14 protein-coding genes are annotated in these 15829 nt (G+C 50.0%); 1 reads left to right on the forward strand and 13 read right to left on the reverse strand.

The window, feature by feature from the left end; all coding sequences use genetic code 11:
- Positions 1 to 76: 76 nt before the first annotated feature.
- The 13 genes from KK083_RS14975 to KK083_RS15035 form a co-directional block, all read right to left on the reverse strand.
- Positions 77 to 841, reverse strand: coding sequence for a cell division protein FtsQ/DivIB (locus KK083_RS14975; RefSeq protein WP_254164108.1), 765 nt, complete (start codon positions 839 to 841; stop codon positions 77 to 79).
- Positions 831 to 2225 carry a UDP-N-acetylmuramate--L-alanine ligase gene (gene murC, locus KK083_RS14980; protein WP_254164110.1) on the reverse strand — a complete coding sequence of 465 codons (1395 nt, stop codon included), beginning with the start codon at positions 2223 to 2225 and terminating at the stop codon, positions 831 to 833. The genes KK083_RS14975 and murC overlap by 11 nt, the downstream gene beginning before the upstream one ends.
- 3 nt (positions 2226 to 2228) lie before the next feature.
- Positions 2229 to 3350, reverse strand: a complete 1122-nt coding sequence (murG, locus tag KK083_RS14985; protein ID WP_254164112.1) for an undecaprenyldiphospho-muramoylpentapeptide beta-N-acetylglucosaminyltransferase — start codon at positions 3348 to 3350, stop codon at positions 2229 to 2231.
- On the reverse strand, positions 3347 to 4561 hold the full coding sequence (locus KK083_RS14990) for an FtsW/RodA/SpoVE family cell cycle protein (protein ID WP_254164114.1): 1215 nt from the start codon (positions 4559 to 4561) through the stop codon (positions 3347 to 3349). Before KK083_RS14990 ends, murG begins: the two co-directional genes overlap by 4 nt.
- 61 nt (positions 4562 to 4622) lie before the next feature.
- The gene (gene murD / locus KK083_RS14995) at positions 4623 to 5984 is read right to left on the reverse strand and encodes a UDP-N-acetylmuramoyl-L-alanine--D-glutamate ligase (protein WP_254164116.1); all 1362 of its coding nucleotides are present in this window, start codon (positions 5982 to 5984) and stop codon (positions 4623 to 4625) included.
- The gene (gene mraY, locus KK083_RS15000) at positions 5981 to 7210 is read right to left on the reverse strand and encodes a phospho-N-acetylmuramoyl-pentapeptide-transferase (RefSeq protein ID WP_254164118.1); all 1230 of its coding nucleotides are present in this window, start codon (positions 7208 to 7210) and stop codon (positions 5981 to 5983) included. The genes murD and mraY overlap by 4 nt, the downstream gene beginning before the upstream one ends.
- Positions 7211 to 7243: 33 nt before the next feature.
- A complete protein-coding gene (locus tag KK083_RS15005; RefSeq protein ID WP_254164120.1) occupies positions 7244 to 8707 on the reverse strand; it encodes a UDP-N-acetylmuramoyl-L-alanyl-D-glutamate--2,6-diaminopimelate ligase in 1464 nt (487 codons plus the stop codon).
- 10 nt (positions 8708 to 8717) lie between these two features.
- Positions 8718 to 10808, reverse strand: a complete 2091-nt coding sequence (locus KK083_RS15010) for a PASTA domain-containing penicillin-binding protein (RefSeq protein WP_254164122.1) — start codon at positions 10806 to 10808, stop codon at positions 8718 to 8720.
- A complete protein-coding gene (locus KK083_RS15015) occupies positions 10798 to 11193 on the reverse strand; it encodes an FtsL-like putative cell division protein (RefSeq protein WP_254164124.1) in 396 nt (131 codons plus the stop codon). Before KK083_RS15015 ends, KK083_RS15010 begins: the two co-directional genes overlap by 11 nt.
- 57 nt (positions 11194 to 11250) lie before the next feature.
- Positions 11251 to 12189 carry a 16S rRNA (cytosine(1402)-N(4))-methyltransferase RsmH gene (gene rsmH, locus KK083_RS15020; protein WP_262899531.1) on the reverse strand — a complete coding sequence of 313 codons (939 nt, stop codon included), beginning with the start codon at positions 12187 to 12189 and terminating at the stop codon, positions 11251 to 11253.
- Complete coding sequence (locus tag KK083_RS15025) at positions 12186 to 12542, reverse strand: four helix bundle protein (protein ID WP_254164128.1); 357 nt, start codon at positions 12540 to 12542, stop codon at positions 12186 to 12188. The genes rsmH and KK083_RS15025 overlap by 4 nt, the downstream gene beginning before the upstream one ends.
- A 42-nt stretch (positions 12543 to 12584) precedes the next feature.
- Positions 12585 to 13028, reverse strand: coding sequence for a division/cell wall cluster transcriptional repressor MraZ (mraZ, locus tag KK083_RS15030; RefSeq protein ID WP_254164130.1), 444 nt, complete (start codon positions 13026 to 13028; stop codon positions 12585 to 12587).
- 283 nt (positions 13029 to 13311) lie between these two features.
- The gene (locus tag KK083_RS15035) at positions 13312 to 14448 is read right to left on the reverse strand and encodes a CaiB/BaiF CoA transferase family protein (protein WP_254164132.1); all 1137 of its coding nucleotides are present in this window, start codon (positions 14446 to 14448) and stop codon (positions 13312 to 13314) included.
- A 95-nt stretch (positions 14449 to 14543) separates the two neighbouring features.
- Between KK083_RS15035 and KK083_RS15040 the strand changes: the two genes are divergently transcribed.
- Entirely contained in the window at positions 14544 to 15791 is a 1248-nt protein-coding gene (locus KK083_RS15040) for a peroxiredoxin family protein (protein ID WP_254164134.1), read from the forward strand.
- Positions 15792 to 15829: the final 38 nt, after the last annotated feature.

The raw sequence follows: 15829 nt of genomic DNA on the forward strand, positions 1-15829 counted from the left end.
TACTTTCTACTTTACCTTCTCCGAGTCCACCGACCACAGTCCACAGCTGCCGTGGACGTCGACTGTGGACTGTCGACTATTCTGCTACGATCTGCCCTTCGTATTCAAGGTTTACCCTGCTGTATTTATTCCATCCCACCCGCGGAAGCACTTCCTTATAAAAGATCCGAAGCTTCCTGAACTTCACTTCCAGGTTATCGGGTCTTCCGAATTCTATCTTCTCATCTCCTACCTGGGGAAAGAGCACGATCCTTGCCTTGTTATCAATGTCAAGCTCGGTGATCTGGGCTTTCCAGAAATCATCGTCATTGATCGTAGCCAGCATCTCCATGATCTGCTTGCCTTCTTCCGTCTCATGCATGTTCTGTTGCCGCAACAACTGTCTCACAAACGGTCCGCTGAGCAGGATCACCCGTGAAGTGAACTTCTCTGACACGGGCATAATGGTTCCGTCTTCCGCCACATAGCCATCAGGGCCATCGTTGCGCACGATCCTGGCGATGGGCCGGCGCAGTTTTACATTCACGGTAAGATTCCCCTTCAGGTCGCTGTACAATTCGGCATCCTGGATGTACGGATCTACCTTGATCTTCTTTTCAATGGCCTTGAAGTTGAGCTTCTCGATGCTTGCACCGCGTATGTTTTCCTGGTTCACCTGCATCAGGTTTATAACATCCTGCTCCTCCACATAGTGGTTCTCATGGATGTTATCGATCCTGATCTGAATATCGCGCACAGCAACCTCACCCTTCATCCTTTCTGTGAAAGCTATCAATCCAAACACCGCTACCAACACCGCACCAATCTTCAGCTCGCGCTTGATGTTGAGCTTATACTTCATATTTTTTGTTCAGCATATTGCGAATCGGTTCAATAAAGGTATCTATATCGCCTGCCCCTACCGTGGCGAGCACATCGATGTCCATATTCTCAAGTTTTTGCATGAGGTCGCCTTTGTTGCAGCGGATCTTCACGGCACTGGTCACGTCTTTGAAGATCATGTTCGCATCCACGCCGGGGATCGGCAGCTCACGTGCAGGATAGATGTCCATCAGCAGGAGCTCGTCCGCCAGGCTAAGGCTTTGTGAGAACCCTTCTGCAAAGTCGCGCGTACGCGTAAACAGGTGCGGCTGAAAGATCACCGTCAGCTTTCTGTTAGGGTACATAGACTTCATCGACCTGAGAAAAGCTTCGATCTCTGCCGGGTGATGGGCGTAATCGTCAACGTAGATCACCTTTTTGCCTTTCACCACAAACTCGAACCTGCGCTTCACACCGGTGAACGACTCCAGCGCCTTTTTAATGGTCTGAAGGTCGACGCCACAATGGCTGGCAGCAACAGAGGCTGCGATAGCATTTTCAATGTTATGAAAACCGGGGACACCGAGCCTGATTCGTTCGACCTTTCCCAATCCATGGATGTCGAATTCAAAAAATCCGCTACTCGCGGTAATGTTGCCGGCAAAAAACTGTCCCCGGCTCATGCTGTAGATATTTTTAGTAACGTGGTTAACGTCTGCCGCGAGCTTTTCAGCTACTGACTCGTGGATAACGAGATAACCGCCTTTATTGATCTGTTTGATATAGTCTTTGAACGACGTGATAACACTCTCGTGATCTCCATAGATATCGAGGTGATCGGCATCGGCTGAGGTAACGATCGCGATCTGCGGGAACAAACGCAGGAAAGAACGATCGAACTCATCGGCTTCCGCCACAGCGATGGTATCTTTTGTAACCTCACCCTGCATCACCAGGTTGGAGTTGTAGTTGGTGGTGATACCCCCCAGGAATGCCACCATATTTTTGCCCGCTGTTTTCAAAATGTGTGCCACCATAGACGAGGTTGTGGTTTTGCCGTGGGTGCCGGCAACACCGATGGTGACATAATCCTTCGAGATGAGGCCCAGCACTTCCGAGCGCTTCATGATGGTATAACCATTCTCTTTCAGGTAAGCATGTTCCTTGTGATCTTTCGGGATAGCCGGTGTGAAGATCACCAGCGTTCTGTCTTTACCGTCGATCACTTCTTTGGGCATGGACTGCACGTTGTCGTCAAAGTGTATGACCATACCTTCCTGCTGCAGCGAAGACGTGAGCGCAGTAGCGGTTTTATCGTAACCCGAAACCCTCAGTCCCTTCTTCATGAACCAGCGTGCCAGCGCACTCATACCGATACCGCCGATGCCGAGGAAATAAATGTTATCGTACTGTTCTAACTTCACTGCTTATACCTTCGCAGGTTTTATAATTTTTTCAATTTCATTAACAATGTCTTCCGTAGCATTGGGGCGCGCCAGCTTTTTGATGTTCACACCCAGCTTCAGGGCCAGCTGCTCATCGAACAACAGCTTCAGCGCTTCATCTACCAGGTTCTCTCTCGCATCCTTATCAGCCACCAGCAGGGCGGCATCTTTTTCCACCAACGCCATGGCATTTTTAGTCTGATGGTCTTCTGCCACATTCGGCGACGGCACCAGGATGGTGGGCTTGCCGGCGATACAAAGCTCTGACACTGCGAGGGCACCGGAACGCGAGATCACAACATCGGCAGCGGCGTAGGCAAGGTCCATCTCTTTTACAAAGTCATGCACCCTGAGCCTTCTCATATCGTACTTCGTCAGCTGTGCCCTGTAGGCTTCGTAGTATCCTTTGCCGGTCTGCCAGATCACCTGCACCTGAGCGTCAATAAGTTTCTCGATACCGGCCAGCAGGCTCTCGTTGATGGTTCGGGCACCGAGGCTTCCGCCGATCACCAGCAGGGTCTTGCGGTTGCTCTCGAAACCGAAATGTGTTCTTCCCTTCTCTCTTTTCTGCGCTACCGCGATAATGTCTTTTCTCACCGGGTTGCCTGTGAGTACGAGCTTATCTTTCGGGAAATATTTTTCCATGCCTTCATAGGCAACGCACACCTTACTGGCCTTCTCCGCCACCTGCTTGTTGGCAAGGCCTGCGAAAGAGTTCTGCTCCTGGATCAGGGCAGGTATACCGAAACGCGTCGCAGCCATCATGATGGGGCCACTCGCATATCCGCCAGTGCCCACCACCACGTGAGGCTGGTATCGTTTAATGATCATTGCTGCGCGCACGTAGCTCACCACCAGCTTCACTGGGAACAACAGGTTAGAAAAGGTCAGCTTTCGCTGAAGCCCGCTGATCCACAATCCCATGATCTTGTAACCGGCCTCCGGAACCCGTGTCATCTCCATTCTTCCCTTGGCTCCCACAAAAAGGATCTGGGCATCCGGATACCGTTCGCGGAATGCGTTGGCAATGGCGATGGCCGGAAAAATGTGGCCTCCGGTTCCGCCTCCGCTGATGATCAGGCGATATGGTTGTTCTTTACTCACGCTGCCTGCGCTGTTGATACGTTCTTATTTTCTTTTGTATTCTCCTTCGTGTTCTCTTTCGCTTCGCCATTCACCGGTTGCTTCTGCCAGGGCTGATCCTGCTCGCCCCTGCTTACACTCAGCACAATGCCCAACGCAAGCCCCGTGAACACCATCGACGTTCCTCCCATGGAGATCAGGGGCAGTGGCTGACCGGTGATCGGTCCCAGGCCTACAACAACACCCATGTTCACCATCGCCTGGCAGACCAGATCGAAACACAAACCTGCCGAAAGCAGTCCTCCGAAAGCGCGCTCACTGTTATAGGCCGCCTTCATGCCGCGATGCAACAGCAGGAGATACAATGCCACTACTACGATGCCTCCTATCATTCCATATTCCTCAATGAGGATGGCGAAGATAAAATCCGCAAAAGGGTTCGGCAGGATGTTCCGTTGATCGCTGTTGCCAGGGCCTTTTCCTGTCACCCCACCCGTGGCGATGGCGATGTAGCCGTGCTTGGCCTGGAACTGAGGTTCCTTTTCTCCCTGCACGAATGCAGCAAAATCCTTGATACGCGAAACCATCGTTCCGCCGCGTACACCGAATTTGAATGCCAACGCTCCGAACAACACGCCAACAAAAAGCAGCATGGCTAGATACTTGGTCGGCACCCGTCCGATGAACATGATCAGCATACAGGTGATCAGCAACAGGATGGCCGTCGACATATTCGTAAGGGCGATCAATCCGCAGATCACGCCACACCAGAACAGAATGGGGATCAGCGATTCTTTGATGTCATCGATATTCTGCTGGCGTTTGGATAACATGCTTGCCAGGTTCACGATCAATGCCAAGCTGGCAAAATCGGAAGGCTGGAATGATCCTACCAATGGCACTTCGATCCAGCGCGCCGCATTATTAACGGTGGTACCATTCACGAAGGTGTAGATCAGCAACGGGATGCTTACCCACAACGCGAGCCTTGAAAGCCTGGAGTAGTAACGATAATCCACTTTATGCGCGAACCACATCGCCGTAAGGCCAATGACCACGTGCAGCGTATGTTTGAAAAGGAAGAACTCGGGACTCACTGTCTTCTTGAAAGCCAGTGTACCGATGGAGCTGTACACCACGAGTATGCTGATCATCGACAGCGCAAACACCACCGCCCAGATGACCCTGTCACCCTGGAGATTGTTGTCGGCCCATTCCTTCACTTTTTTCATAGCTGTGAATATTACACTACTTCTAACCCCTAAATTCTATATTCTAAATTCTTTCCTTCACTCATTTTCCTTCGATCTCCTTCTTCAGCTCCGCTACTGCTTTTCTGAACTGATCGCCCCTGTCTTCATAATTCCTGAACAGGTCGAAACTTGCGCAGGCCGGAGATAGCAGCACCACATCTCCTTCCCTGCCAGCCTTCAGCGCCATACGCACCAGCTCCGGAACACTCTGCGTTTCCTGGATCTCGGGCACTACACCACCGAATGCTTTTTTCAGTTTTTCATTATCCTTGCCGAGGCAGATCAGCACTTTCACTTTCTTCTTTACATCCTCTTTGATGAGGTTGTAATCATTGCCTTTGTCAATACCTCCCGCAATCCACACCAGTGGCTTGTCATAGCTACCCAGCGCGTAGACAACGGAGTCCACATTGGTAGCTTTGGAGTCATTGACGAACTCAATGCCTTTGATCGTTCCCACCGGCTCGAGGCGGTGAGGAGCGTTCTTGAACGTTTTCAGTCCTTCCTTGATCGCCTCCACTTCCACACCTGCCAGTACCGCTGCCGATACCGAAGCCATGGTATTGATCAGGTTGTGTGGCCCTTTCAGCGTGGTTTCACTTTGGGCGATGCTGAAACGTTTGCCAGCAATATCAAAGGTCATCTTCTCTCCATCGAACCGTACAGGAACACCGGATGCCGGGTTTAGTGAAACAGCAACCTCTTGCGGAACCACGGCCCGTGTTTTCAGGTCGGTGGCGATCACTGCATCATCTGCATAATAGATGAAGTGTTGCTGTGGCTCCATGTTCTCGATGAGCTGGAATTTGGAGTTCACATAGTTCTGCATGTTATACTCGTAGCGATCCAAATGATCAGGCGTAATGTTGAGCAATATCCCGATGTCTGGTTTGAACGTCTCTGTTCCGTCAAGCTGAAAGCTGCTCATCTCCAGCACATACCAGTCGAACTTCTGCTGCGCTACCTGGCGCGCCATGCTGAAGCCCACATTGCCCGCCAACGCCACGCTCATGCCTGCACTTTTCATCAGGTGATACGTGAGCAATGTGGTAGTGGTCTTTCCGTTGGTGCCAGTGATCGCCGCAATTTTGCTGTCGCCGATATACCGGTACGCAAACTCGATCTCATCGATGATCGAGATATGCGCGTACTTCACTTTTTTAATGATCTCCGCTTTCTCAGGAATTCCCGGGCTTTTAATGATCAGCGACGCATTGAGGATCTGATCTTCTGTATGAAGCCCTTCTTCGAACGCAATGCCATGCTGCTTCAGCTCAGCCTTGTATTTTTCCTTGATCTGCCCCTGATCTGAAACAAAAACGTCATAACCTTTCGCTTTCGCGAGCAAGGCTGCGCCCGTTCCGCTTTCTCCCGCACCTAAAATTACTATCCGCTCTTTCATCTCAGTTTCAGGGTTGCAAGTGTTAAAATCGCCAGCAATATTCCGATGATCCAAAACCGCGTTACGATCTTGGCTTCGGGTATGTTCAGCTTCTGATAATGGTGATGCAGCGGCGACATCAGGAATACCCTGCGGCCTTCACCGTATTTTTTCTTCGTGTATTTGAAGTACGCCACCTGGATCACTACCGACAGGTTCTCCACGATAAAGATCCCGCACAATACCGGGATCAAAAGCTCTTTCCTTACCGCCAGGGCAAGCACGGCGATCACACCACCCAACGTGAGGCTACCGGTATCGCCCATGAACACCTGCGCGGGAAAAGCGTTGTACCAGAGAAATCCCAGACACGCACCGACAAACGCCGTACAGAAGATCACAAGCTCGGCCAGGTTCGGGATGTACATAATGTTCAGATAATTACTGAAGTCGATACGACCCGACAGATAGGCCAGGATAGCGATCGTGATCCCGATGATGCCCGAAGTGCCCGCTGCCAGTCCATCGATACCGTCTGTGATATTCGCACCATTAGAGATGGCCGTGATCACCAGGATCACCACCAGCGTATAGATCACCCAGGTGTACTCGTCCGGAACAAAGGGTACCAGGTCATTGTAATCAAGCTCATTGTTCTTCAGGAAAGGAACTGTGGTCTTGGTAGACTTGACGTCCTTAAATCCTACGTTACCTTCTTCGTTCCGCTGAAGCTCATTCATCTGCACCGTAGAGATCTCGGAAGGACTTACTTCACGCACTACCACATCCTGACTGAAATACAGTGTCAGGCCAACGATCAGGCCCAACCCCACCTGCCCTACGATCTTAAAACGACCGGCGAGTCCTTTTTTATCTTTTTTGAAAACCTTAATGTAGTCATCCAGGAATCCGATCAAACCCAGCCATACCGTTGTGATCAGCAGCAGGATGATGTAAATGTTGTCGACCTTGGCAAACAACAGGGTGGGCACCAGGATCGCGGCAATAATGATCAACCCGCCCATGGTCGGGGTTCCCTTCTTCGACAGCTGGCCTTCGAGGCCGAGGTCGCGGATATCTTCACCGATCTGTTTCTTTCTCAAAAAATTGATCAGGGTCTTTCCATAGGTAATGGTGATCAGCAAAGAGAAAAATGCCGCCATTCCCGCACGGAAGGAGATGTATTGAAATACACCCGCTCCCGGTATGTCTAATTGATCAAGATATTCGAATAAATAATACAGCATCTATTTCTTAATTGTCAATTATCAATCCCATCATTAATTACTAAACAGTTTTAACATCCGGTCAACAACCTCTCTGTCATCGAAGGGATGCTTCACGCCCTTGATCTCCTGGTAGGTCTCATGGCCTTTGCCGGCGATCAGCACAATATCTTTTCCCTTGGCCATCATACAGGCGGTCTTGATAGCTTCTTCACGGTCTGCGATCACCAGCGTTTTGCGCGCTTCAGTGGGCAGAATACCGGTCTGCATATCGCGGATGATGTCCATCGGGTCCTCATCCCTCGGGTTATCAGAGGTGAGCACAACCTTATCGCTCAGCCTGCACGCGATGGAAGCCATCAGCGGACGTTTTGTTTTATCACGGTTGCCGCCACATCCCACTACGGTGATCACCTGCTCCTGCCCCGTGCGGAACTGCGCGATGGTCTCGAGCACGTTCTTCAGCGCATCAGGCGTATGGGCGTAGTCAACAATGGCTGTGAACTTCGACCCCGGAGCAACCAGCTCGAACCTGCCCGGCGCGCCACGCAAAGACGACAGCTGCGTAAGCACTTCATCTGAATCTTCACCCAGCAACACCGCGGCGCCATACACGCCCAGCAGGTTGTAGGCATTGAAGTCGCCGATCATCTTGAACCAAACGCTCTTGCCGGCAACTTCCAGCTCCAATCCCTCGATGGAGTTGGTGATGATCTTTCCTTTATAGTCAACCATCTTCTTCAGCCCAAAAGAATATTTCTTCGCCTTCGTATTCTGGATCATGACCATACCACGTTTATCGTCGGCATTCACCAGGGCGAAAGCATCGCTGTTCAATTCATCGAAATATTTTTTCTTGGCCTTGATGTAGTTCTCAAAGGTCTTGTGATAATCGAGGTGATCGTGTGTGATGTTCGTAAACAACGCGCCCGCAAACTTCAGCCCCGCAATACGCTCCTGGTCCACCGCATGTGAGCTCACCTCCATAAACGCGTAGGCGCATGCAACGTCAACCATCTTCCGCAGCAGCTCATTCAGCTGGATAGGATCCGGTGTTGTATGTGTTGAAGGAATCACCTGGTCGCCGATCCTGTTCTCAACCGTTGAGATCATGCCAGCCTTGTAACCCAACCGGCTGAAGAGCTGGTACAGCAGGGTTACCGTGGTGGTTTTACCATTGGTGCCTGTAACGCCCACCAGTTTCAGTTTTTCAGAAGGGTTGCCGAACCAGTTCGCCGCAATGATGCCCAACGCCTGTGCGCTGTCTTTGACGGTAACATAGGTGATGCTCTCGTTCACCGTGTCCGGCAGCCTCTCGCACACAATCACCTGCGCGCCGAGGTCCGCAGCTTTGTCCATGAACTGATGTCCGTCAGATAATGTGCCTTTCACCGCTACGAATAAAAAGCCGGACTGCACTTTGCGTGAATCGAAGCAAATACCTTTCACCTCAACGTTCATGTTTCCGAACGATGAAGTAAGGGACACCTTGTACAATATATCTTTCAATTCACGCATGTGCTCTCATTTAACCCAGTTGTATAAAGATCCTGTCACCTTTCGAAACCCTGCTGCCTGCATCCAGTGATTGCTTCACAACCCTGCCTCTGCCATCATAAAAAACTTTCAGTCCTGATTTTTCAAGCAAATAAATGGCGTCGCGGAAAGTCATTCCTTTCACATCGGGCACGATATTCTTTCCGATAATATTCTTCTTCCAGTTAACACCGTTTCCTGTTCTGCTGGAGCGCACCCATTCCTCCTCGGTATTGGTGTGTGTGGATATGCCCAGCTCATTGCATAACATTGTCAGCTCCTGCTGGTTACCAGCCTTGATCACGGGAAGCACATCTGAAGTGGCGAACTTCTTCAGCGCCATGGGCTCATGCAGGTTGATGTCCCTCGCATAAATGTTATCCGCTATTTCCTTGAACACAGGAGCTGCCACACTGCTGCCGTACTGCTGCCATCCGCGCGGATTTTTGATCATCACAATGGCGCTGTACCGTGGCGCATGTGCCGGGAAATATCCTGCGAAAGATGTGATATACCGCTTGGTGTAATGTCCGTTCTGAAGGATCTGGGCCGTGCCTGTTTTACCAGCGATCCTGTAATGCGTACCTCTGATATTCTTGGCTGTACCTTTTTCCACAACACCTTCCAGCAGCAGCTTGAGCTTGTTCAGGGTCTCACGTGAACAGATCTTGCTGTTGAGCACGTCGGTTTCATAACTTTCTTCTTCGCTGTCAGCCTTTTTCACTGACTTTACAAATACGGGCCTGATCATCACACCGTCGTTGGCCACCGCGTTGTAAAGCGCCAGTGTATGCAGCGGCGTGAACTCGAAGCCATAACCATACGCCATCCACGGAAGGCTGATCCCGCTCCATCCTTTTTCTCCGGGGCGTGTGATCTTCGGCATGGGCTCTCCCACCAGCTGAACGCCCAGCGGTTTCGAAAGCTTCAGCCTGTCTAAGTACTCCACAAATTTCTGAGGCTTCACGCCAAAATGTTTGTCGACCAGCTTCGCCATGGCCACGTTGGATGAATGCTCAAAGGCTTCTGCAATGGTTACCCTGCCAAGGCCTCCTTCTTCATGGTCGCGCACCGTCTTATTATAAAACATGTGCTCACCGTTGCCGGTGTCGATGCTGTCGGTAAGCTCGATGTTGGTGTCTTCCAGCAATGCCATCATGGTCACGAGCTTGAACGTTGAACCAGGTTCAAAATTCATGGCTGCTGCAAACTGGAATTTCTCATAGAAGTTTCCTTTTCCGTCGCTGCTGAGATTGGAAACGGCTTTGATCTCACCGGTCTTCACTTCCATCACGGCTACGAGGCCGTCATCTGCATCGTGCTGCAGCATGGCTTTGTGAAGCGCTGTTTCGGCCACGTCCTGAAGGTTGACATCGAGCGTTGTCTGAAGATCGAGTCCGTCAACGGCTTTAACGTTGTTGGCATCGAAGATCGGCTTCCAGATGCCACCCGCTATCTTCTGATAATAAGCGTAGCCATCCTGCCCACCTAAATGCTGATTGAAGCTGTATTCCAAACCCACCCCTTTATCATTCTCGTTCACGTAACCGATGGTTCTGCGGCTCAGGTTCGAAAACGGCCTGTAACGCACGTCCACTTTTTCAAAAATAGCTCCGCCTCTCAACCGACCCTGGCGGAAGATCGGCCAGGTCATCATCGTCTTTTTATCCTGGTAGTCGATCTGCTTGCGGTTAAGAACAATGTACTGCTTGCCGGTTTCACGGGCATCGATCAGCATCTCTTTGTATTCTTTCTTCGATTTGTCCTTAAAAAACGTTGCCAGATGCCACGCGAGCGAATCAACACCTTTTTTGAAAACGTCATCTTTCGGAAGCGTTGCATCGAACGCAATTTTATAAAAGGGCAGAGAGGTTGCCAGCAGACTTCCGTTGTCTGAATATATATTTCCGCGGGTTGCCTTTACCCGCTTGTAGTCGAAAGAGATGCGCTCGCCCATGGCTGCCCACTTCTCTCCTTCTGCAAACTGGATATGGCCGATCTTGGCAATCACGGCAATGGCAAAAAGCATCACCGCAAGAAATGCCACCCTGACACGTAATAATATGGACTTCTTAATATTCACTCTCTTTCACTACAATTTTATGCGGAGGTCTTAAACTTTCTTTTAATCCGTAAGCATTTACTTTTCTCGCTACTTCTGACTGCTTGCTGGAAAACATCAAGTCAGCCTTCAGCGTGGTGTAATCGGCCCGCAGGTCTTCTACTTCAGCCTGAATGTTGTTGATCTGGCGTACCGTCTTTTCAGCATGGTGTGTATTGCCGATGTATAACAACCCGAGCGCCATTACAAAAAGGATCTTGGGCACATACTGAACAGGGAAACCTTCTTCGAAATAAGCTTCCAGCTTGAGCCGCTTCTCCAACCCGGAAAAGACGCTTGTGCCAGACGACCCCGCCGCTCTCTTGCTTTCCGGTTTTGCGCTTATTTTAAATTTGTTCTCCGCCATTTTCTATTTTCAATTGTTGATCTCCTGATTGCCTACTGCTCTTTTGCCTACTGCCTACTATTTCTCGATCTTCTCCGCCACCCTCAGCTTGGCACTCCTGGCCCTGCTATTCTCACTGATCTCCTCTTCCGAAGCTTCGATCGGCTTTCGCGTTACGGTCTCAAAAGGTTTGATCTCGTTTCCATAAAAGTCCTTCTCCACATCACCGAACACCTTTCCTTTGTTCATATAGTTCTTCACCATCCTGTCTTCGAGGGAGTGGTACGACATGATCACCAGCCTCCCTCCCGTTGTCAACACTTCGCCAGATTGGTGCAAAAAATTTTCGAGCGCCTTCATCTCGTCATTGACTTCGATGCGTAACGCCTGAAACACCTGGGCGAAGTATTTATTTTCTTTCCCTCTTGGAGCAATTTCCCGCAGCGCACTTTTCAGATCTTCGGTTCGCGCGAAGGGTTTATTCACCCTTTGCTGTGCCACCAGCCTGGCGGCAGTTCTGGCATTTTTCAATTCGCCATACATGCCGAAGATCTTGTGCAGCTCCTCCTCCGGGTATTCATTCAATACACCGGCAGCGGTCTGCGTAATGTTCTTATCCATCCGCATGTCGAGCGGACCATCAAACCGTGTTGAGAACCCGCGTTCCGGAGAATCGATCTGGTGTGACGAGATCCCCAGGTCTGCGAGTATTCCGTCTACTTCGGTTACTCCATTCAGCTTCAGGTACTTTTTGAGGTACATGAAGTTTGCCTGACAAAATGTAAAAGAACGGCTCTTTATCTTCTCTGCTTCCTTCCTTGCGTCATCATCCTGATCAAAAGCGATCAGTCTTCCCTCTCTCAGCTGCTCAAGGATTCTCAGACTGTGCCCTCCACCACCGAATGTCACATCTACATAGACGCCATCCGGTTTTATATTCAGAGCTTCCACACATTGCTCCAACATCACTGGGCGGTGATAGGAGCTGCCAGATCCGAGCTGCGAGCCGTGAGTCATGAATCCCCCACTGTCTTAATGAAGCTATGTATCATCTTTTGCTCTTCATCAACATCCTTGAGAAGATTACTTACAATATCCTTGTCACCATATCCCAGCATCTCAATAATAAGCACCTGCGTTTCTAGCTCATAGGCAGATCCTAATGACGTCTCCAAGTAATTTTTATAATCCTTTTTACTCGTTTTTGCACTGCCTTCTGCAATGTTCGAAGGAATGGATACAGCTGCTTTCGTGATCTGTATAGTCAGTCCATACTTTTCTACTGAAGGTAGCTGCTTAGCCAGTTGATACGTCCTAAACACTATCTCCATTCCTTTTTGCCAGATCTTTAACTTTTTAAAGTTCTTCATCTCTGTGCATTTACTAGAAGCTCACAGCTAAAAGCTCACAGCTTATTCATTTAAGTATTTCTCTGCTAGCTTAGACAACTCACCGGGGTCTTGAATCAAGTGCTTCTCATAGATGGATGGATTCCAGAGCTCAACTTTGTTCCCCATACCTACCAGGATCGCATCCTTGTCGATCTGTGCATACGTCAGCATATTCTTGGGGATCAGGAACCGGCCGTTGTTGTCCAACTCCACGGTTACTACTCCCGATAAAAAATTGCGCTGAAGCTTCCGGTACTCTTCGTTGAATTCGTTCAGACCTGAAATTTTTGAGAAGACTTTCTTGAACTCCACCATGGGGTAGAGTATGAGGCATTGCTCAAATCCCCTACGGATCACAAGCTCCTGACCTCCCTCATCGGGAAGCTGAGCTTTGATCCGCGCAGGAAGTACCAGCCTTCCTTTGGAATCTAGCTTGCTCTCATATTCACTGGTGAAGAAAGTCATAGACGTAGTGGTTGTCTTTTCCTCCTAAGCAAACATAAGTATTTTCGTGCCACTTCCAACCACTTTCGCCCACTTTTTTGCATTTTTTACCAGTACAGCGCACAAAAAGCCGTAAAAAGCCGCTTTTTCGCCTTGGGAAGTGTGATAATTTTTTTCAGATTTTTATCTCAGCGTGATTTTTTTCCGCCTTTTCAGGCTAAAAACTGAGGAAAATACGGTGCTGCCAGGGTTGTGTTCCCCGAAAATGTGGAAAGTGGTATAAAGTGGGAAGGAGTTACGTTGATCAAAGACCAGAGTCCAACAACCGGATGATCTCGTCGGTATGTTCGCCCAACTTTGGAGGTGCTGATAATTGGACCGGATCATCTGGGGAAGCATGGGCAACGTAGGTTCTTACACCCTGCAATCCGCTGCCGCGCAGCACCAATTGTTTAACCTCCTCCATTTGAAAGACCTGGCTCATGTCCTGGATAATTCCCGCCGGGATCTTAGCCGCGTGGATCTTCGGCATCAGCTCCTGCGATGACAATGTACTGATCCTTGCTGTTAGGGATGCCGCCAAGGCTTTTCTGTTCTCTACCCTTAAAGCGTTGGTACTATACCGGTGATCGCCAGCCACTTCATTGAGATCAAGCAATTTACATAACGCCCTGAACTGCTGATCGCTGCCCACGGCCATGATCAGCTCTTTGCCGTCTGCCGTTGTGAACACTTCACCGTAAGGTGCTATGTTGGGATGCGCAGAGCCCTGTTTTTGAGGTAATTTGTGAGCCACGAGCCAGTTGCTAGCCTGGTTGACCAGCGATGCAGCCGCAGCCTGGATCAGCGATACCTCCACCAGTTTTCCTCTCCCGGTTTTTACCCGTTCGAGCATGGCCAGCAATAACCCTTCTTTCAACTGGTGACCGGCAAGCACATCCACCAGCGCCACCGGCATTTTGAGCGATGGCCCTCCCGGTTCTCCATTCATGAACATAAATCCCGTTTCAGCCTGGATGATGGCGTCATAGCCAACGCGCGGATTACCGGCCCCATACCCTGAGATCTGCCCATAGATCAGGTCCGGATGATCCTGCGATAAGGTTTTGTAGTCGACGCCGAGCTTTTCAGCATCACCGGGTTTGTAGCTGGCGATCACAATGTCTGACCTGCGGGCAAGTTTCTGAACGATATTTTTACCTTCAATCGTATTTAAATCGATTGCAATTGAACGTTTACCCCAGTTCACAGCACAAAAGTAAGCGGACCGGTCATCGGTTTTTTCTCCTGCAGACTTCCAGCTTCGCGTCACATCACCACCCGCGGTCAGGTTCTCTACCTTGATCACTTCCGCGCCAAGCTCTGCAAAAAACTGCCCTACCGCAGGGCCTGCCAGCACGGAGGCCAGTTCCAGCACCTTATAACCTTTTAATTGGCTCACTTTTTCACTGATTTTTAAGGCAAAATCCACTGCCGGGGCCGAATTGTAAAATCATTTCTCGCATTTTTGTGTTTTGTCACCATATCAATTCGCCCATGAACAGATTTTTGGCTACCGGTGCCGTTTTATTGATCCTTGCTTCGTGCAAGTCAGAAAGGGAAACTGCGAACATTCTTAAACAAGGAACCTGGAGAGCAACCATCGAGATCCAGGGCCAGCAACTCCCTTTTAATTTCGAGCTGGTGAACGATGCACAGGGTGGCTACGATCTCTACATCCGTAACGCAGGCGAAAAGCTGCTGCTGGATGAGGTTGCCGTTTCCGGCGATTCGGTAGACATTGGCCTGCATATCTTCGACGCCAACATCAAAGCCGTGATCAAGGGCGATACGCTTCAGGGCGAGTTCATCAAAAATTACGAGAAGGATTACAACATCCCGTTCCTTGCGGTGTATGGACAGGGCTATCGTTTCGAGCCCTCCAAAGACACCACGAACATTCCTGACTTCAATGGAAAATACAGCGTGAACTTCATCAGCGAGAACGATACCACGCCTGCCATCGGGATCTTCACACAACACCGCGATAGCGTAACAGGAACGTTCCTCACCGAAACAGGAGATTACCGCTACCTGCAGGGCAACGTGGCCAACGGCATGCTGCAGCTCAGCACCTTCGATGGCAACCACGCCTACATCTTCACAGCTTCCAAACAAGCCGATGGAAAGCTGATGGGTGAATTCTACAGCGGCAAGAATCATATGGAGTTCTGGACAGGCGAAAAGAATGATCAGGCTGCGCTGGCCGACCCTGAGTCGCTCACCTATCTGAAGAAAGGATACGAGAAGATCGAGTTCAGCTTTCCGGATGTGAATGGAAAACCGGTGACGCTGAATGATGAGAAATACAAGAACAAAGTGGTGATCCTTCAGCTTTTCGGAACATGGTGCCCGAACTGTATGGACGAAACAAAATTCCTGTCACCCTGGTATGACCAGAACAAACAACGCGGCGTGGAGATCATCGGGCTTGCCTATGAAAGGAAACCTGATTTTGAGTATGCCAGCAACCGCGTAAAAAAAATGACCGGCAAGTTCGGCGTGCAGTATGATTTTGTCATTGCCGGAACGAACGATAAAGCGAAGGCCTCCGAAACACTGCCGCAGCTCAACCGCGTAGTGGCGTTTCCCACCACCATCTTTATCGGTAAAGACGGCAAGGTGAAAAAGATCCATACAGGCTTTTCTGGCCCGGGCACTGGCGTGTATTACGACCAGTTTGTGCAGCACTTTAACGAGACTGTGAATGAACTTTTAAGTGAGGATCTGACTTCTAAAAATTAGAGGTTCCCTCGCAGCACGAAGCTGGAACTTCAAGCTAA

Source organism: Chryseosolibacter histidinae (genome assembly GCF_018598225.1).
GTDB lineage: Bacteria > Bacteroidota > Bacteroidia > Cytophagales > Cyclobacteriaceae > Chryseosolibacter > Chryseosolibacter histidini.

Coding starts and splice junctions, on each gene's coding strand:
- KK083_RS14975 (WP_254164108.1), bottom strand. CDS start 841: ATGAAGTATAAGCTCAACATCAAGCGCGAGCTGAAGATTGGTGCGGTG.
- mraZ (WP_254164130.1), bottom strand. CDS start 13,028: ATGACTTTCTTCACCAGTGAATATGAGAGCAAGCTAGATTCCAAAGGA.
- rsmH (WP_262899531.1), bottom strand. CDS start 12,189: ATGACTCACGGCTCGCAGCTCGGATCTGGCAGCTCCTATCACCGCCCA.
- KK083_RS15015 (WP_254164124.1), bottom strand. CDS start 11,193: ATGGCGGAGAACAAATTTAAAATAAGCGCAAAACCGGAAAGCAAGAGA.
- murD (WP_254164116.1), bottom strand. CDS start 5,984: ATGAAAGAGCGGATAGTAATTTTAGGTGCGGGAGAAAGCGGAACGGGC.
- KK083_RS14990 (WP_254164114.1), bottom strand. CDS start 4,561: ATGAAAAAAGTGAAGGAATGGGCCGACAACAATCTCCAGGGTGACAGG.
- KK083_RS15040 (WP_254164134.1), top strand. CDS start 14,544: ATGAACAGATTTTTGGCTACCGGTGCCGTTTTATTGATCCTTGCTTCG.
- KK083_RS15025 (WP_254164128.1), bottom strand. CDS start 12,542: ATGAAGAACTTTAAAAAGTTAAAGATCTGGCAAAAAGGAATGGAGATA.
- mraY (WP_254164118.1), bottom strand. CDS start 7,210: ATGCTGTATTATTTATTCGAATATCTTGATCAATTAGACATACCGGGA.
- KK083_RS15005 (WP_254164120.1), bottom strand. CDS start 8,707: ATGCGTGAATTGAAAGATATATTGTACAAGGTGTCCCTTACTTCATCG.